Origin of the sequence: Streptomyces sp. NBC_01314 (genome assembly GCF_041435215.1) — a bacterium.
In the GTDB taxonomy this organism is placed as follows: domain Bacteria; phylum Actinomycetota; class Actinomycetes; order Streptomycetales; family Streptomycetaceae; genus Streptomyces.
The window spans coordinates 101,801-119,431 of sequence record NZ_CP108394.1 but is presented as its reverse complement, the minus strand read 5'-3'; the positions used below and the strand labels follow the sequence as shown (position 1 = coordinate 119,431).

Here is a 17,631-nt window from a genome sequence, read left to right as displayed (position 1 = left end):
CCGGATATGGGATCCTGAATTTGTTTCCGTGCGCTGAACGAATATTTTTTTCAAGGCCCGCAACACCTCGAATGCCCCTGCTGCCCGGCGCCCCGGCGCGGTGCTTCACGAGGTGTCCGCCGAATGCCGAAATTAGGCGGACGGCCTGCCCGATGGCGAGCGGACGGCACACAATCCGGCAACTTCCCACATTCCTGCCCGTAACTTGACGGGGCGGCTTCGGCCTGGCACAAGACGCGCCGGCGGCGGCCCACTTGACCGATTCCGCCGGACCCGGTTGAGGCGCCCGGCAGGACGGGCCCACGCTGGCCCGGAAATGCAGGAACCGGCCGGGGAGCTGAGCGGCGTGCACATTGTTGTGGTGGAGACGGCATCCGTCCGAGGTTTCGACATGATCGCGGAGATGGCCGACTCGGGCATCGAGGTCAGTTTCGTCACCGAGACGCTCGACGCCCATCGAAAGAATCCGGGCTTCGAATTGTCCGCGCGTGCGGCACGCATCGTCGAGGTTCCGCGGCTGGCGCAAGGCGTCCTCGCGGACCGGCTGCACGGCCGGCTGGGCCCCCTGCCGCCCGACGGGGTGATCTGCCGGGACGAGGTGCATCTGCCGGCCGCCGCGGGGCTGGCCCGCGACCTGGGACTGCCCCACGAATCACTGCCGGCGGCCCGGATCCTCAGTGACAAGGCGGCCGTCCGCGCGCGGCTCACCGCGCGCGGCATCGGCTCGCTCGCCTGGCGGGTGGCCGCAACCGAAACCGAGGGCCTTGCGGCCGTCGACGAGATCGGGCTGCCCGTGGTCGTCAAACCGACCGCGGGCGGATGGTCGGTGGGCGTGAGCATCGCCTGGAGCCGGGCGCAGGCGGCCCGCGCGCTGGCCGGGGTGCTCGGCGTGCCGGCCGGCCCCGACGGCACGCCACCGCGCGCGCTCATCGAGGAGTACGCGGCGGGCCGGCACGTCAGCGCCGAACTGCTGGTGCAGGACCACCGCACCGTGCTCCTCGGATTCGCCGAACGGCTGCCGGCGCCCCCCGGCCAGACGGCGGAGCTCGGCGGCCACTTCCCGGCCCGTATCGAACAGGAGGCTGCCGCGCGCGCGTTCGTCCTCGACGCCGTGCGGGCCATCGGTGTCCGCTCCTCGGCCGTCCACGCCGAACTGCTGCTCACCCCGACCGGCCCGGAGCTGATCGAGATCAACGGCCGGGTGGCCGGGCATGTGGTGGCCCGGCAGATGTCGCTGGCGCTGGAACGCTCACTCACCGCCGACCTCGTGGCCCTCGCCGTCGGCGACCCGGTCCGCGAAGCCGCGCCGCACGAGAGTGTCGTCGCCCTGCACCACCTCTTCTCGCCCGTGGACGCCGTGGTGCGCGGAGCGAAACCGCAGGACGTCCTCACCCCCGACGTGATCGAGTCCCACGTCCGGGCCGGCACGGGCGACAAGGTGGCGGCGCTGCGCACCAACCACGACCGGATCGGCTATGTGCTGGCCCGCGGCCGCACCGGCGACGAAGCCGCCCGCAGCGCCGCCGAAGCCGCCCGGCGCATCCTTCAGTCCCTGCAACTGCACCCGGCACCCGGCACCGCGGACACGGCCGGCCCCCTTTCCGGCAGCCCCGCCCCGCAACAGCCCCCGACGGACCACCTGCCGACAACAGCAGCAGGCCCAGGGACAAACCGCCCGCAGACCCCGGAGGAGCCCCGGGCAGACCGCCCGCCGATACCGGGGGAGTCCCGGACGGACCGCCCGCCGGTACCAGGGGACCTGCGAACCGGTCACCCGCCGATGCCGGGGCAGTCCCGGACGGACGGCCTGCCGGTTTTGGAGGGCCCGCGAACGGGTCACCCGCCGGTACCAGGGGACCTGCGAACCGGTCACCCGCCGCTCCCGGGGAAGCCCCGGACGGACCGCCCGCCGCTCCCGGGAGACCTGCGAACGGAGCGCCCGCCGTGGCAGGCTGACGGGCCGTCCGGCCCGGCCCCGCAGGACGCGCCGTGCGGCGAGCATGTGCTGGTGCTGCTCGGCGCCGGGGACCCCGCCGACCGGATCATGACCGCACTGGCAGCGGTGACGGCCAAGGTCAGCGTGGTCTGGACCTCGGGCCCCGACGGCGAACCCCGGGCACGAGCACGCTGGCAGCAGCACTGCCGCGGCCAGTGGCACACCGCGTCCACGGGATCGGACATCCGTGCCGCCGCCCGCCTCATCCACACGGCCGAACCGGTCCGGGCCCTGCTGACCTTCTCCGCCTCCTACGCGGCACGGCAACTGCGCGACGGAGCCCCGCCCGCCGCCCAGCCCCCGCCCGCCGGCCCCGCACCCGGGCACACGGTCGTGGTGGCCGCCTACCGCGGCGACGTCCGGGCCCTGGCCGTCATCGACGAGGAAAGCGGCACCCGCCTGTGCCCGTCGCACCTGAACGGCCCCGCGCTCAAGGAACTGACCGACCGGGCCGTGCACGCCGTGCGCGCCGCACGCATCGAAGGCGTGGTGCGCTGCCTCCTGCCCCCGAGCACGGCACACCCCCGCGAGGGCCGCCCCGAGCCCCTGCTGCTGCCCGGCCTGGACGCCGCCACCATCGACCTCTACGACGCCGTCCACACCCGCGCCCTGGTCACCGCCGTCACACAGACGGCGCTCGGCCGCACCCCGCCCACCCGGCGCCGGCCGGCCGTCGCCGTGCAGCGCACGCTGACCACACCCGCCGGCCCCTTCCGGGTCATCGAGGCCACCACCGAAGAGCAGCTGCACACCTGGCCCGGCCTGTTCCGGGCCCAGGTCCTCACCCGGGCCGGCCACGTCCGCCAGGAACCGGGGCCCACCGTATGGCTGCGGCACACCGTGACCGCGAACGGGCGCACACAGGCACGCAAGGCGGCACGCGAACTGGAGCGCTCCCTCCTCCTGCGCACCACACCGCACGAGCGCACCCATGTGCTCCTGCTGGACCGGATCGGCGCCCCGACCTGGACCCTTGCCGACGGCGCGCCGGTACTGCCCGCGGACCGCTTCCGGCTGAGCGTGCTGTCCTCGGCGGCCGGCCCCACCCCCGCCGCCGACCTGGCGGTACACACCGACCTGAGCGACGGCTTCCTCCTCGGCCAACTCGCCCGCACCCTTGACGCCGGCCACCCCGTGCACCGGGTGGCCGCCCTCTCGGAGCGCCTGCAGGAACCGGCCGCCCGGCTGCGCGCCCTGCTCGGCACGGCCGGTGAAGGACCCCAGCAGGTACGGCGCTGGGTGGACAAGGCCGTCATGAAACGCATCGCCCGCCGCCACGGCATCCGCTGCGCCGACGGGCTCCTCGCCCACAGCGCCCAAGACATCACCCAGCTCTTCGACCGCCACGGGAAGATCGTCCTCAAGCCGCGGGCCGGATCCGGTTCACAGGGCGTGGCCGTCCTCGCCTCCTGGCCGGCCGTGGAGGCCTGGCTGCACACACGGTTCACCCCGGGCACGCACCTGTGCGAGGAGTTCGTCGACGCCCCCCTGTGCCACATCGACGCGGTCGTCCACCAGGGCGAACCGGTGTGGGACGTCTCCCTCTACGAGCGCGACACCATGGCCCTCAGGCACGGCCTGCCGCTGTCCTCGGCCACGGCGGCCGACCCCGGGCTGCGCGCGGCGGCCGGGCACCTGCTTCACCAGGTCGTGCACGCCTGGCAGATGAACTCGGGCGTGCTGCACCTGGAAGCCTTCGTCACCGGTGAGCGCCTGACGTTCTGCGAGGTCGCCGCCCGGCCCGGCGGCGCCGGAGTCACCGAAGCCTTCCGCGCCACCACCGGCATCGACCTCGACCACGCCAAACTCCTCGCCGACGCAGGGCTGGACCCCCGCCACCACCGCCGCGACCCCGTGGCCGCCCACGCCGGCTGGACCGTGCACTACTGCGGCGGCGGAAAACTCCTCACCTTCGACGACTCCGCGGTGGCGGCGCACGCCTGCTTCCGCTCCGTGAACGCCCGCGTCGGGGACACCGTCCCCGCCTCACTGTTCTCCGGCAGCGGCCTCAGCACCCACGTCTTCGCCCACGACTCGCACACCGAGGTGTCCCGGCTGCTGCGCCGCGCCGAGCACGACGTGCGCATCGTGACCGCGCCGGCCCCCGCCGCGCAGGGCCGGCCATGATCCTCGCCCTGCTCGGCAGCGCGGCCAAGGACTCGGTGGCCCGCGAGGTCCTGCTCAAGGCCGGCGAGCGCATCACCCGCGCCGGCCACCCCTTCGAACTCATCGACCTGGCCGTCGAGTTCCCCCAGCCACACGCACTGCACGACTACGACGACCCGCCCGCCGGCAGCCAGACCGCACTGCTGCGCTCCCGCATCGCCCCAGCCGGCGCAGCCCTGCTGGCCACCCCCGTCTACCACGGCTCCTACAGCGCACTGCTGAAGAACGCCCTGGACCACCTCACCGGCGACGCGCTCAGCGGCCGGCCGGTCGGCCTGATCGCCGCCGGCGGCGGACCGCGCGGCGCCGGCACCGCCTGCGACCAGCTGCGCACGGTCGTGCGGGCACTTGGCGGGTGGGCCGCGCCCACCCACATCGCCACCACCGCCGCGGACCTGACACCCGGGACGGCACTGGACTTCCTGCACCACAGGCTCGACGACCTCGTCACCGAACTGCTGTCCTTCCGCGCCCCCTGCCCGCCCTTCCCCCGATGAAAGGCCCCGCCATCATGGCTTCCCCCCACCTTCTGCTCCTCGCCGGGATAGGCGGCCACGCCCCCCACGAGGCCCTCGACTCACTGGCCACCGTCACCGACACCGTCAGCGTCGTGTACGTGAGCGCCTGGCAGCCCTGCGACGAGGCACGCGCCGACTGGCAGCGCCGCGGCCTGCACGGCGAGTTCCTGGAAGCCGCCGACCTGGACACGGCCGTCGAGGCGGCCACCGCCCTGCACACCCGGCTGCCGCTGAACGGCGTGGTGACCTACTCCGAACTGCTGCTGCGCCCCCAGGCCGAGATCGCCAGCCGGCTGGGCCTGCCCGGCAACACCCCCCAGGCGGTGGGCATCGCCCAGTCCAAGGCACAACAGCGCCTCCTCTTCGCCGAACACCAGGTGCCCTCGCCCGGCTTCGAGGTCATCACCAGCGACCGGGACCTCGCGGCGGCAGCCGCACGCGTCGGGCTGCCCGGCGTGTTCAAACCGTCGCTGGGCGCGGGCAGCCAGTGCGTGCGCCTGGTGTCCACCTACTCGGAACTCATCCACGCCTTCACGGTGGCGCGCGCCGAGAAAACAGCCTTCCTGCAGTGCGAGGACGCCTATCTGCTGGAGGAGCGGATGGAACTGGAGGCCGACGGCGACAGCGGATACGCGGCCTACTGCAGCGTGGAGTCCCTGCTCGCCGCGGGCGTCACCCACCACCTCGCCGTCTCCGACCGGCTGCCGCTGGAACACGGCTACGCCGAAGAGGGCGTCGTCCTGCCCACCCGGCTGGACGCCGCGAGCGTGCAAGCCGTCGTCGACGTCGCCGACCAGGCCATCCGGGCGATCGGGCTGACCTGCGGCGCCGTGCACACCGAGATCGCCCTGGGCGCCGACGGCCCCCGGGTCATCGAGGTCAACGCCCGCGCCGGAGGCCCGCTGCCCACCATGTTCGAGGTGGCGGCCGACTACGACTACGCCGCCCAGATCGGCCGCAGCGCGCTCGGCCTGCCACCCACCGCTCTCCCCGAGTTCACCCGGGCGGCACTGCTGCGGTTCCTGCCCATACCGGCCGGCCTGTGGCGGGTGGCCGCACAACGGCCCGTCGAGGACGTGCTGCGGGACTTTCCCGAACTCGTCTACCTCTCCCCCCGCTTCACCCCCGGCCAGCGGGTGAACCGGCAACGCACCCTGCACCTGGCCAGCTTCATGGTGGCCGCCCCCGACGCGCCCACGGCCCGGGCCACGGCGGCACGTGTGGAACACGCCCTGGGCATCCGGCTGGTGCCCGGCTACGGCGCGGCGACAGGAGCCGACCGTGACTGAGCGCACCGCCGGGCGGCAGGCCGCGTCCCGGGCGCGCCGGTACTACGCGGTCGGCCTGTGCGACGCGGTCGGCCTCGGCATGTACCTGTCGCTGTCGGTGCTCTTCCTGGACAGGGCGGCCGCCCTGTCCAACCAGCAGATCGGCGTGGTCCTGGGCATCTCGGGAGTGACCTCGCTGCTGGGCGCCCTGCCCATCGCCCGGGCCGCGGAACGCCACGGCATCCGCGGTGTGCTGTGCGCGCTGTTCCTCATCCGCTGCGCGGCCTTCCTCGCACTGGCCATGGTCGCCTCCTTCACCCAGGCGCTGGGCGCCGCGGCGGTGGCCGGGCTCCTCAGCCGCGGCATCGGACCGCTGATCGAGTCCGGGCTGATCAGCCGCGTCCACGGCGCCCAGGCCGTGGGCGCGCTGGCCCGCCTGCGCACCCTGCGCAACGCCGGGATGGCGGCCGGCGCGCTGCCCGCGGGCGCCGCGATCGCCGCCGACCAGACGTGGGCCTACCGGGCGGCGATGGCGGCCTCGGCCGTGCTGTTCCTGTGCTGCGCCGCGATATGCCGGGGCTTCGAGCCCGCGGCGGCGGCCCCGGCCGCCGGACAGGACACGCGGGCGGGGATCCTGCGCAACCGCGCCTTCCTGGGCATCACCGCCCTGTACGGGGCGTTCACCCTGTCGGCGCTGCTGCTGGGCATCGGGCTCCCGCTGTGGATCGTGCAGCAGACCCAGGCCCCGTCGTGGAGCGTGACCGTCATCCAGCTGCTGAACACCGTCCTCGTCGTCGTGCTCCAGGTGCGGCTGAGCCGGGGCTCGGAACGGCTGGCGCGGGCGCGGGTGCTGATGCTGCGCGGCGGGCTGCTGTCGGGGCTCGGCGCCCTGGTGGTGCCGCTGACGATGCTGGGCGGCCGGCATCTGGACGTCGCGGTCGTCATCGCGGCCGCGGTACTGCTGTCACTGGGGGAACTGCTGATCATCGCGGGCACGACGGGAGCGGCGCTGCTGCACATTCCCAAGGACCAGACCACCGGCCATCTCGCCGTGTTCAACCTGGGCTTCGCGATGACCACGGTGGTCGGACCGCTGCTGATCAGCACCACGGTCGGCTGGTCCTGGCAGGGCTGGGCCGGCTGGGCGGTGTTCTTCACCGCCCTGGGCCTGCTCGCCCTGCGCGTCCCCGGACCGGGCGCCCTACGGCAGCACAGGACACCGGCCACGACGCCCGCCTGACGGCGCGCCGGCACCATCCGCACATCCGCACCCGGCGCCCCGGGCGCCGGCCGGGGGCGCACCGCCGCTCACACCAGATGCCCCCATTTCGCCTGCCTGCCGTCATCGTGAGCAGCGCTCGCGCCACCCGGGCCGGCACGGCACGCCGGGCCCGCCCTCACCACGCCCCGGCCCAGACGTGTCCGGCCCCAGGCCGCCGCCGCGGACGGGGGAGCCGCGGGCGCAGTGCGTTCGCCTTTACCGGCGCCGCCGGCGCCGGTGCCCGCCGCTGATCACCCGCCTCCTGCAGCAGCCAGGGGCAGGAGCCGGCACCACACCCCGCGGCCACACGGGCCGCCTGCCGGACCGACGAGGACGCTCCGCACCTGCCGGGCAGCAGACGTGCTCCGCACGTGCCGCACGCTCAGCGTGCCGGCGTGCCGGTACCGCTCACACAACCGGTGACGTCGACGTCGCGGGCGAAGTGCAGGGCGCAGACCCTCATGCGGCGGGCTTGGTAGAAGCGGTGGGCCGCATGATTGCTGACGCCGGAGTCGAGTTCGACGCGGCAGCAGCCGGACGACTCCGCCCGTTCCATCAGGTGGGAGAGCAGACGGGCCCCCACGCCGGCGCCGCGCAGGGCCGCGCCGGTGACGAGGTCGTCGACGAAGAGCACCCGGCCGCGGCTGGTGGCCAGCACCCGGTGCGTGGCCACCGCCGCGCAGCGGCCCTCCTCGTCGTAGGCGGCGGTGAAGACGAGCCCCTGCTCGTGGGCCTCGGCCGCGAACCGGTCGAACGCGGCGTCGCCCAGCGCGGGCCGCAGCGCCTGTATCAACGGCCTCACGTGCAGGGCCATCCGACGCTCGCCCGGCATCACATCGCTCCAGGTGAGTGACATGCCGGGCATCGTAGGCGCGCTCGAGCCCCCGGGCGGGCGCGAGTTGACACACCGGCAGGGCCGACCTGACACACCACCACGCCGACCTGACGGACAGCGCCCCGTGTTGGCGGCCGGCCCCCGCCGCACCGCCGCGGCGGTGCCAGACTCGCCGACCATGCGTGCCGCCTACATAACCCGACTCGGCTCCCCGGACGTCATCCGTCACGGCGAGCTGCCGCAGCCTGCCCCCGGCCCCCACGACGTGCTGGTCGACGTCGAGGTGAGCGCCGTCAACCACGTCGACACCTTCGTGCGTTCGGGTGCCTGGCGCACCCCTTTGGAGTTCCCCTTCGTCATCGGCCGCGACCTGGTGGGGACGGTGGCCTCGGCCGGCCCCGGCACCACGGGGTTCCGCACCGGCGACGCGGTCTGGTGCAACAGCCTGGGCCACGACGGCCGGCAGGGGGCCGCCGCCGAACAGGTGGTGGTGCCCGCCGACCGGCTCTACCACCTGCCCGGCAACGTCGACGCGGTCGACGCGGTGGCGCTGGCCCACCCGGCCGCGACGGCGCACCTGGCCCTGTTCACCCACGGAGGCCTGCGCGCCGGCGAGAGCGTCGCCGTGCTGGGCGCCGGCGGCAACGTGGGCAGCGCGCTGGTCGTGATGGCCGCCCGGGCCGGAGCCCGGGTGATCGCCGTCGCCTCCGGGCGCGACGAGGCGTATGTGCGCTCCCTGGGCGCCGAACACGTCGTCGACTACCGCTCCCACGACGTCGCCGCCCAGATCCGCGCCGCCGCACCCCACGGCGTGGACGTCTACCTCGACACCTCCGGCCGCAACGACCTCGACGCCGCGGTGGACCTGCTGGCGAGCCGGGGCCGGATCGTGCTCATGGCGGGACTGCGCACCCGCCCGGTGCTGCCCGTGGGACCCCTGTACCTGATGGACCGCTCCGTGCGCGGGTTCGCCATCTCGCACGCGGACACCGCCCACCTCGCCGACGCGGCATCCGGCATCAACACTCTGCTGGCAGCCGGCCTGCTGCGGCCGCGCGCCACCGAGGTACTGCCGCTGGACAAGGCGGCCGAGGCCCACCGCCGTCTGGACGAGGGCAGCGTGCACGGCAAGCTGGTGCTGCGCATCCGCGACTGAGCCGTTACTCAGAGCCTCAGCGGCTCTCAGCATTCCGGGCATTCCGGCCCGGAAGGTCCGTCTCGTCACCAGAGCGTGAGGGCTTCGGTTTGAGTACGGTCTCTCGCTTCCTTCCGCCGCTGGTGCGGCAGGGTTGCGCCACCTGCCCGCCCCGCACCCGTCTTGCGGCGGGGGCGGGTGGCGCGGGTCTTCTGGTCGGCTCCACGAGGCTTCGACACCGCCGGGGCGGTGTCCTGGTCTCCGGCCACTCCGGTACCAGTCGTGCAGGCTGCCGCGAGGGCGGCGAGGTTGAGTGCGGCGTTGTCGTCCCGGTCGAGGACCAGGCCGCAGGCGTCGCATTCGAAGGTCCGGATGTGCAGCGGCAGTTTGGCTTTCACTACACCGCACCCGGAACAGGTCTTGGAGGAGGGGTACCAGCGGTCGGCGGCCAGGATGCGGCAGCCGTGGCGCTGCGTTTTGTAGGTGAGCTGGCGGCGGATCTCACCGAATCCGGCGTCGGCGATCCTGCGCGCGAGACGCCGGTTGCGGAGCATCCCGGCGACGTTGAGGTCCTCGACGACGACGGTGCCGTACTCGGCCGCCACGCTCGTGGTGAGCTTGTGCAGGGCGTCTTCGCGGAGGTTCGCGACCCGGTGATGCATCTTGTTGCGGACGGCGTTGGCCTTCTCCCACCGCTTCGACGGCTTCTGCCCGGTCCTGCGGTCGGGGCCCCGGCGGCGGGACACGACGCGGGACGCGCGGCGCAGCTGCTTACGCGCCCGGTCGTAGTGCCCGGGGTTGGGCACGGTGCGGATCTCGCCGGAGCTGTCGGCCATCACCGCGAGGGTCTTCACCCCGAGGTCGATACCGACCGCTGCACCGGGCCGGGCGACGCGTTCGAGGTCGCGCTTGGCCTCGGCCTGGAAGGAGACGAACCAGCGTCCGCGCTCGTGCCGCACGGTCGCGGACAGGATCCGCGCCGTCCCGGCCTGGACGCGGGTGAGGAGCTTCACCGTGGGCTCGTGGGTGCGGATCGTGCCCAGCCTCGGCAGCGTCACGTGCCGGCCGTCGGCGTCCACGCGGATCGCGCCGGTCGTGAACCGGCAGGACAGACGCGCCTTCCGCTTCGACTTGAACCGGGGCATGCCCATCGCACGGCCACGGCGCCTGCCCTGCTTCGACTTCGCGTAGTTGTCGAACGCGGCGGCAGCGTTCGCCAGCCCGGTGGAGTACGCCTCCTTGGAGTTCTCCTCCCACCACCCGGCGAACCTGGGGTCGGTGTGCTTGGTCTCGTTGAACGCCTTCCGCAGGGCGGGCAGCGACCACGGCCGCCACTGCGTCAGCTCCGCCTCGGGAATCCCGTAGGACTCCTCCGCGCGGCGCTGCCACCACGACGCCTCGACCCAGCCGACAGCCCAGTTGTACGCGGCCCGCGCAGCACCGCAGTGCGAGCGCAACGCGCGCTCCTGGGCGGCGTTCGGGCCCAGGGCGAAGCGGAACGCCTGCACCACGAACCCGGGCTGCGGCTGGAACTTCTTCACTCGGCGGCCTCGCCGGTCGCTACGGCCACCGCGCGGGCGGCCCGGTTCTTCGCCGCCCGCCGCCCGTACAGGCGCACGCACATCGACGTCAGCACCTCGGTGATGTCCCGCACCAGGTCATCGGCGGTCTCGGCGGGGTCGAGGACGACCAGACGCCGCCCGGACGCCGACAGGACGGCCTCCAGGTGCTCGGCGCCGAACCGGGACAGCCGGTCACGGTGCTCGACCACGATCACCGCGGCCTGCGGGTCGGACAGCAGCCGGTGCAGCTTGCGGCGCCGCCCATTCAGCCCCGAGCCGACCTCGGTCACGACTTCCGCAACCGGCAGGCCAAGACCAGTGGCCCCCTGGACCACACGGGCCACCTGCCGGTCAAGGTCCGGCTCCTGGTCCGCCGACGAGACCCGGCAGTACGCCACGACCCGGCCGGATGCCTCCGAGGTGGGCTCGTCGACCAGCCACGTTCCGGATGGCGTCTGGCGCACAGGGACCGGCATACGGCCCTCTTTCGCCCACGCCCACGCGGTCTGGTAATGCACGCCGTTGCGTGCCGCCCACTCGGAAAGCTTCACGCGATCAAGATAGTAGATGAGAAAGGCTGAGATTTACCGATGAATCACGCAACAGTTGTTAGCACCACCGCACGACACCCCCCTCCGCACCTCACCCGGCCGAGCGCCCTGCGCCCCGCTCCACGGACCGAGCTTCCGCCGCACCCCGGCCGCACGGCGAACCCCCTGCGCACCCCATCGGACCGAACCCGTCCCGCGCCCCACCGGACCGAGCCTCCGCCGCACCCCACCGGATCGAGCCCGCCCCGCTCCACAGTTCGAGCCCGCCGCGCCCCCGGACCGAACCCGCACCGCTGCGACGCGCGGGCGAATGCACCCCCGCTCCGGCCGGAAACGGCACCGCGGTGGGAAATGCCCGGCGATTCGGCAATTCGGCGATCGGCTTCGCCCGCACGGATGTCACGTGTCGAACCTGACGGACCCCGGACCGCTTGATTGCTCCCCTTCCTCGGCCATCGGCAGGATTGCCGCCATGACAGTCACCAGCGAAAGCGTCATCGACCAGTCCCCCTTTTCGAACTCGACGCCCGTATTCGTATTTCGGCGAGTCCGGCCGAGATCTACTCCGTCGTCAGTGATCTGACCCGCAGCAAGGAGTGGAGCCCGGAGTGCATGGGCGGGCAGTGGACCCACGGCGAGCCCTCGGCCGTCGGCTCGGTCTTCCGCGGCGAGAACCTGCGCAGCCAGGACGTGGTCGGCTGGGCGCCGCTCGTGCGCGGCACCTGGTACACCGAGTCCCGCGTGGTGGCCGCCGAACCCGGCCGGACCTTCCGCTGGATGATGCTCACCCACGCCCGCGAGGACCAGGAGTCGATCTGGGGCTTCGACGTCCAGGACGCCGGCGAGGGCACCTCCTGGCTCGTCCACCACTTCCGGATGGGCAGGGCCACCGCCGGAATCCACAAGATCGTCGCCGGCCTCGACGAGGACACCCGGAAGCGGTTCGTCGACGACTGGACCGCCAAGCTCGAACAGGACCTCGACGACACGCTCGCCCGTATCAAGGACGTCATCGAGAAGAACTGACACAAACGAACGGCGCGCGGCCCTCACCCGCCCGCAAACCAGTCAGCTGTGAAACAGAGCACCCCCCCTTTCAGGAATCCGCAGCCATGGACGAGAGATCGGTTACATGTTTCTCCAACGAATAGGAAGCAAGGGAATCCGGCTGGGCACGCTGTTCGACCGAGCGGCGGCCCGCCATCCGGCGAATTTCGTGATTCTCGACCACGACCTGGACATCGCCCCCAGGCTCGGCCGGCGCGTGACACTGACCGAACTGGCCGACCTGGTGGACGACTTCGCCGCCCGGCTGTGGTCGGTCAAGGTACGCCCCGGGGACCACGTCGTGGTGCACAAGAGCGACAACTTCGACATCTCCTTGCTCGCCTGCGCCATCGCCCGGACCGGCGCCATCCCGGTCCTGCTGTCCCCGAAACTCGACGGGGCCACGGTCGCCGAACTGCTGCGCCGCGTGGGCCGGCCCTTCCTCGTCACCGACCAGGACAAACTCCAGGCCGACCTGCCCGCCGAGGTCTTCGGCCTGTCCCGCACCGTGCTGCTCGCCTCCGGCGAGCACGAGCAGGCCACCTCCTTCGCCTCGCTGGCCGGCGTCGAACGCGTGCCCGCGGTGGCCATGCCGATCGACCACCCCACCCTCATCACCCACACCTCCGGCACCACCGGCACACCGAAGCTGGCCGTGCACACCGCCATGAGCTTCGAGTCCCGCTACCGCCCGCAGGCCACCGTCGTGGCCACCACGGTGCGCCGCAGCGAACCCGTCGCGATCCACGTGTCGTTCGTGCACTCACGGATGTTCACGGCGATGCCCATCTCCATCCTGCAGGGCCACCCGCTCATCATCCTCAGGGACGACGACCCCCAGACCGTCGGCGAGCTGTTCACCCAGATCCCGCCCGGCTTCATCGAGGCCCACCCCAACACCTTCCTGCGCTGGGAGGAACTGGCCGACGACCCGCGCGGCCCGCTGGCGAACGTGAAGTACTTCTCCAGCACCTTCGACGCCATCCACCCGCGCACCGTCAACACCCTGCTGAAGGCCTCCCGCCGCAGGGGACGGCGCTTCGCCCAGGCCTACGGACAGAGCGAGGTCGGCCCGATCGCGGCGCGCACCTACTCCCTCAAGGACGGCGCCGACTTCAACGGCCGCTGCGTCGGCGTCCCGTTCCCGGGGATGACCGGGGTGCGCGTCGTCAGCCGCGACGGTGCCCCGGTCACCAAGGACAACCCCGGCTTCATCGAGGTCAGGAGCGACGGACGGATCGTCACCTACCTGGGCGAGCACCAGCGCTGGCAGCAGCAGGTCAACGACGGCTGGTGGCGCATGGGCGACGTCGGCTACCGCACCAGGTTCGGCTGCCTGCACCTGCTGGACCGCGAGGTCGACGAGATCCCCGGCGTGCAGTCCACCCTGGAGATCGAGGACAAGCTGTTCACCCGGCTGCCCGAACTCATCGAGGTCATCATCATCGCGGGCCCCGACGGACGCGCGGTGCCGGTGGTGTGCACCCGCAACGACGTGCCGCTGGACGAACTGTCCTGGAAGAGCGCCGTGGTGGACCTGCCGGCCCTCGCCGACCCGGTCCAGTGGCGTCTCGAGGACCTCCCGCAGACCGCCACCACCAAGATCAAGCGCCTGGAGCTGGCCCGCCTGCTGGCGGCAGGCACCGCCGGCTAGCACCCGCCCGAAAACGTCCCGGCCCCCGGGGCCCCGACGGCCCGCACCCCTCATCAAGGCCCCCGGCATCCCGCTTCCCTGTCCGCGACCGGCGGCCGGTCCCCTTCCGGCCGCCGGCCGCCCCTGCCCAGAAACGGAGTTGTCCCCATGAGCAGCACCCTCGAGGTGTGTGTCATCGGTGCCGGTCCCCGAGGCCTGTCGGTCCTCGAACGCCTGCTGGCCAACGAACGCAGCACCCCCTCGCACAGCGCGCTCACCGTCCATGTCGTCGACCCCTCGGCGCCCGGCGCCGGAGCGGTATGGCGCACCGGGCAGTCCCAGCACCTGCTGATGAACACCGTGGCCTCGCAGATCACCGTCTTCACCGACGACAGCGCCCGCATAGGCGGCCCCATAGAACCCGGCCCCAGCCTGTACGAGTGGGCCCAGAGCCTGGCACTGCTCGGCGACCCGGCCGACACCAGCCCCGCCGTCCAGGCCGAGGCCGAGCGGCTGGGCCCCGACTCCTACCCCACCCGCGCCTTCTACGGCCGCTACCTGCGGGACTGCTTCGAACGCATCGTCGCGGGCGCCCCCGCCCACGTCGAGATCCGCGTACACCGCTCACGCGCCGTCGCCGCGGCCGACACCCACGGCGTGCCCGGCGGGCCGCAGGGCATCCGGCTGGAGAACGGCATCCGCCTCAACGAACTCGACGCCGTCGTGATGGCCCAGGGCCACCTCTCGGCCCGGCTGTCGGCACGCGAGGCACGCACCGCGAGCCTGGCACGCATCCACCACCTCACCTACATCACCCCGGCCAACCCGGCCGATCTGGATCTCAGCGGCATCCAGCCGGGACAGCACGTCCTGGTGCGCGGCCTGGGCCTGAACTTCTTCGACCACATGGCCCTGTTCACCCTGGGCCGCGGCGGGCGCTTCGTCCGCCAGGACGGCCGCCTGGTCTACCGCCGCTCGGGCAGCGAACCGAAACTGTTCGCCTTCTCCCGGCGCGGCGTGCCCTATCACGCACGCGGCGAGAACGAGAAGGGCGCCACCGGCCGCTACTTCCCCACCCTGCTGACCCCCGCCTACATCACGATGCTGCGCGAGCGCTCCGCCGCCGGACAGCCGGTCAGCTTCGGCGAGGACCTGTGGCCGCTGATCTCCCGTGAGGTGGAGAGCGTCTACTACGCGACCTTGCTGAGCGCGCAGGGCCGCGGCGAGCACCGCGAGGAGTTCACCGAACACTTCCTCCAACTGGACACCGAGGACGAGCGCGGCGCACTGCTGGACTCCTACCGCATCGCCCCACCGGAGCGCTGGAACTGGGAGCGGCTGTCCCGCCCCTACGGCGAGCGCGTCTTCACCGGCCGCGAGGACTTCACCGGCTGGCTGCTCGAGCACCTGCGGCACGACGTCGCCGAGTCCCGCCGGGGCAACGTCAGCGGCCCGCTCAAGGCCGCCCTGGACGTGCTGCGCGACCTGCGCAACGAGATCCGCCTCGCGGTCGACCACGGCGGACTGGAGGGCGGCTCGCACCGCGACGACCTGGAGGGCTGGTACACACCCCTGAACGCGTTCCTCTCGATCGGCCCGCCGGCCTCCCGCATCGAGGAGATGATCGCGCTGATCGAGGCCGGCGTGCTGAGCGTGACCGGCCCGGGCACGCAGGTCCGCATCGACACCACCGCCCACGTGTACTGCGCCCGCTCCACCAGCGTGCCCGGCGAGCCGGTGCGGGCCACCGCACTCATCGAGGCCCGCCTGCCCGAACCGGACCTGCGCCGCACCGAGGACCCCCTGCTCCAGCACCTCCTCGACACCGACCAGGCCACCGCGTACCGCATCGCCGCCACCGGCGGCCCGGCGTACGAGACCGGCGGGCTCGCGGTCACCGAACGCCCCTACCGGCTGCTCGACGGCCGCGGCCGCCCCCACCCCCGGCGCTTCGCCTACGGCGTTCCCACCGAGTCGGTGCACTGGGTGACCGCCGCCGGCATCCGGCCCGGCGTCGACTCCGTCACCCTCGGCGACTCCGACGCGATCGCCCGCGCGGTACTCGCCCTGCCGCCCGCCGCCCATGTCCCCGACGGCGTACGGCCGGTCCAGGCCGACAGCGACCTGTCCGGGGTGATCGTGTGACCCCCGGCCGGGAAGGAAGCACGGACGCCGACACCGGGCTGCTGTCCCCCGTCCGCGCCGGCACCCCCGTCGAGGAGGCCACCTGCGACCGGGCATGGCTGCAGGCCATGCTGGACGCCGAGGCCGCCCTGGCACGGGCGCAGGCGTCCCTGGGCACCCTGCCCGCGCACGCCGCCGAAACCATCACCCAGCTGGCCCAGGCGGACCGCCTCGACCTGCGCGCCCTGGCGCTCGCCGCCCGGGAGACGGCCAATCCGGTGGTCGCCCTGGTGCAGGCGTTCACCGCGGTGGTGGCCGACAAGGACCCGGCGGCCGCCGAATACGTGCACCGGGGCTCCACCAGCCAGGACATCCTGGACACCGGCGCCATGCTGGTGGCCGACCGGGCCCTGAAAATCATCCGCGCCGACCTGCGGCGCACCGCCCGGGCGCTGGCCCGGCTGGCCGCCCGGCACCGCGACACCCTCGCCGTCGGCCGCACCCTGGCCCTGCACGCGGTCCCGACCACGTTCGGCCTGCGGGCGGCCGGCTGGCGCCAACTCGTCCTTCACGCCGAGACACGGCTGGCCCGCGTCCACGAGGGCGGACTGCCCGTCTCCCTGGGCGGTGCGGCCGGCACCCTGGCCGGCTATCTGGAGCACGCGGCCGCCGGCCGCACCGGCCCGCCACCCGACCCGGACACCTACCCCGACCTCCTCATCGACGCCTACGCCGCCCAGACACACCTCGCCCGGCCGGTCCTGCCCTGGCACGCGCTGCGCACCCCCGTCGCCGACCTGGCGTCCGCGCTGGCCTTCACCACCGGCGCGCTCGGCAAGATCGCCGTGGATGTGCAGGGCCTGGCCCGCACCGAGGTCGGTGAGGTCGGCGAACCCGGCCCGGCCGGCCGCGGCACCTCCTCGGCGATGCCGCACAAACGCAACCCGGTACTGGCCACCCTGCTGCGCAGCGCCGCCCTGCAGGTGCCCGCCCTCGCCACGGCCCTGACCCAGTGCCTGGTGTCCGAGGACGAGCGGTCCGCGGGCGCCTGGCACGCGGAATGGCAACTGCTGCGCGAGTGCCTGCGGCTGACCGGCGGAGCGGCCCACACGGCCGTCGAACTCACCGAAGGCCTGCGGGTCAGCCCCGAACGGATGCGGGCCAACCTGGACCTGACGGGCAGCCGGATCGTCTCCGAACGCGTCGCCGCACAACTCGCCCCGCTCCTCGGCAGGGACCGGGCCAGGACCGTGCTGAGCGAGGCCGCACAGCGGGCCTCGGCCGACGGCCGGCCGCTGGCGGAGGTCCTGGGCGCCCTGCCCGACCTGCCGGCGCACATCACCGACCAGCTCGCCGAACTGTGCGACCCGGCCCGCTACACCGGGGCCGCCGCCGCCCTGGTGGACCGCGCACTGCGGCACTGACCGTTCCTGTGGACTGAGCGGGAGTGAGTCCGTTCAGCCGCGCGCCCCGAACGGTCTTGGGCGAGCTGGTCCCCGGCTTACTCGACCCCGGGTGGCGACACGCATCCTGTG

12 protein-coding genes are annotated in these 17,631 nt (G+C 73.1%); 9 read left to right on the top strand and 3 right to left on the bottom strand.

Annotated elements, in window-relative coordinates; translation table 11 throughout:
• Positions 1-316: 316 nt before the first annotated feature.
• Genes OG622_RS00460 through OG622_RS00445 form a run of 4 tightly spaced genes read left to right on the top strand, consistent with a single transcriptional unit; the run spans position 317 to position 7,188 of the window.
• Positions 317-4,123 (top strand): ATP-grasp domain-containing protein, encoded by a 3,807-nt coding sequence (locus tag OG622_RS00460; protein WP_371572243.1) that lies wholly within the window; start codon positions 317-319, stop codon positions 4,121-4,123.
• The gene (locus OG622_RS00455) at positions 4,120-4,659 is read left to right on the top strand and encodes an NADPH-dependent FMN reductase (RefSeq protein ID WP_371572241.1); all 540 of its coding nucleotides are present in this window, start codon (positions 4,120-4,122) and stop codon (positions 4,657-4,659) included. The genes OG622_RS00460 and OG622_RS00455 overlap by 4 nt, the downstream gene beginning before the upstream one ends.
• Positions 4,660-4,673: 14 nt before the next feature.
• Positions 4,674-5,969 carry an acetyl-CoA carboxylase biotin carboxylase subunit family protein gene (locus tag OG622_RS00450; protein ID WP_371572239.1) on the top strand — a complete coding sequence of 432 codons (1,296 nt, stop codon included), beginning with the start codon at positions 4,674-4,676 and terminating at the stop codon, positions 5,967-5,969.
• Positions 5,962-7,188 carry an MFS transporter gene (locus OG622_RS00445; RefSeq protein ID WP_371572237.1) on the top strand — a complete coding sequence of 409 codons (1,227 nt, stop codon included), beginning with the start codon at positions 5,962-5,964 and terminating at the stop codon, positions 7,186-7,188. The genes OG622_RS00450 and OG622_RS00445 overlap by 8 nt, the downstream gene beginning before the upstream one ends.
• A gap of 403 nt (positions 7,189-7,591) precedes the next feature.
• Here the strand turns inward: OG622_RS00445 and OG622_RS00440 are convergent, their stop codons facing one another.
• Positions 7,592-8,065 carry a GNAT family N-acetyltransferase gene (locus tag OG622_RS00440; RefSeq protein WP_371572235.1) on the bottom strand — a complete coding sequence of 158 codons (474 nt, stop codon included), beginning with the start codon at positions 8,063-8,065 and terminating at the stop codon, positions 7,592-7,594.
• A 157-nt stretch (positions 8,066-8,222) separates the two neighbouring features.
• On the opposite strand from OG622_RS00440, the gene OG622_RS00435 reads away from it, so the two are divergent.
• Positions 8,223-9,200 (top strand): NADPH:quinone reductase, encoded by a 978-nt coding sequence (locus OG622_RS00435; RefSeq protein WP_371572233.1) that lies wholly within the window; start codon positions 8,223-8,225, stop codon positions 9,198-9,200.
• 65 nt (positions 9,201-9,265) lie between these two features.
• Here OG622_RS00435 and tnpB read toward each other — a convergent pair whose 3' ends face one another.
• The gene (gene tnpB, locus OG622_RS00430) at positions 9,266-10,720 is read right to left on the bottom strand and encodes an IS607 family element RNA-guided endonuclease TnpB (RefSeq protein WP_371572231.1); all 1,455 of its coding nucleotides are present in this window, start codon (positions 10,718-10,720) and stop codon (positions 9,266-9,268) included.
• A complete protein-coding gene (locus tag OG622_RS00425) occupies positions 10,717-11,292 on the bottom strand; it encodes an IS607 family transposase (RefSeq protein ID WP_371572229.1) in 576 nt (191 codons plus the stop codon). Before OG622_RS00425 ends, tnpB begins: the two co-directional genes overlap by 4 nt.
• A 531-nt stretch (positions 11,293-11,823) precedes the next feature.
• Here OG622_RS00425 and OG622_RS00420 point away from each other — a divergent pair.
• The 4 genes from OG622_RS00420 (at position 11,824) to pcaB (ending at position 17,520) form a co-directional block, all read left to right on the top strand.
• Positions 11,824-12,318, top strand: a complete 495-nt coding sequence (locus tag OG622_RS00420) for an SRPBCC family protein (protein ID WP_371583965.1) — start codon at positions 11,824-11,826, stop codon at positions 12,316-12,318.
• 106 nt (positions 12,319-12,424) lie between these two features.
• Positions 12,425-13,993 (top strand): class I adenylate-forming enzyme family protein, encoded by a 1,569-nt coding sequence (locus tag OG622_RS00415; RefSeq protein ID WP_371572227.1) that lies wholly within the window; start codon positions 12,425-12,427, stop codon positions 13,991-13,993.
• Between the two features lie 147 nt (positions 13,994-14,140).
• Positions 14,141-16,117 (top strand): FAD/NAD(P)-binding protein, encoded by a 1,977-nt coding sequence (locus OG622_RS00410; protein WP_371572226.1) that lies wholly within the window; start codon positions 14,141-14,143, stop codon positions 16,115-16,117.
• The gene (gene pcaB / locus OG622_RS00405) at positions 16,114-17,520 is read left to right on the top strand and encodes a 3-carboxy-cis,cis-muconate cycloisomerase (protein ID WP_371572224.1); all 1,407 of its coding nucleotides are present in this window, start codon (positions 16,114-16,116) and stop codon (positions 17,518-17,520) included. Before OG622_RS00410 ends, pcaB begins: the two co-directional genes overlap by 4 nt.
• Positions 17,521-17,631: the final 111 nt, after the last annotated feature.

Bases quoted from the DNA above. Each gene is read 5' to 3' on its own strand.
- OG622_RS00460 (WP_371572243.1), top strand. From the start codon at position 317: ATGCAGGAACCGGCCGGGGAGCTGAGCGGCGTGCACATTGTTGTGGTG.
- OG622_RS00455 (WP_371572241.1), top strand. From the start codon at position 4,120: ATGATCCTCGCCCTGCTCGGCAGCGCGGCCAAGGACTCGGTGGCCCGC.
- OG622_RS00450 (WP_371572239.1), top strand. From the start codon at position 4,674: ATGGCTTCCCCCCACCTTCTGCTCCTCGCCGGGATAGGCGGCCACGCC.
- OG622_RS00440 (WP_371572235.1), bottom strand. From the start codon at position 8,065: ATGTCACTCACCTGGAGCGATGTGATGCCGGGCGAGCGTCGGATGGCC.
- OG622_RS00435 (WP_371572233.1), top strand. From the start codon at position 8,223: ATGCGTGCCGCCTACATAACCCGACTCGGCTCCCCGGACGTCATCCGT.
- OG622_RS00415 (WP_371572227.1), top strand. From the start codon at position 12,425: ATGTTTCTCCAACGAATAGGAAGCAAGGGAATCCGGCTGGGCACGCTG.
- OG622_RS00410 (WP_371572226.1), top strand. From the start codon at position 14,141: ATGAGCAGCACCCTCGAGGTGTGTGTCATCGGTGCCGGTCCCCGAGGC.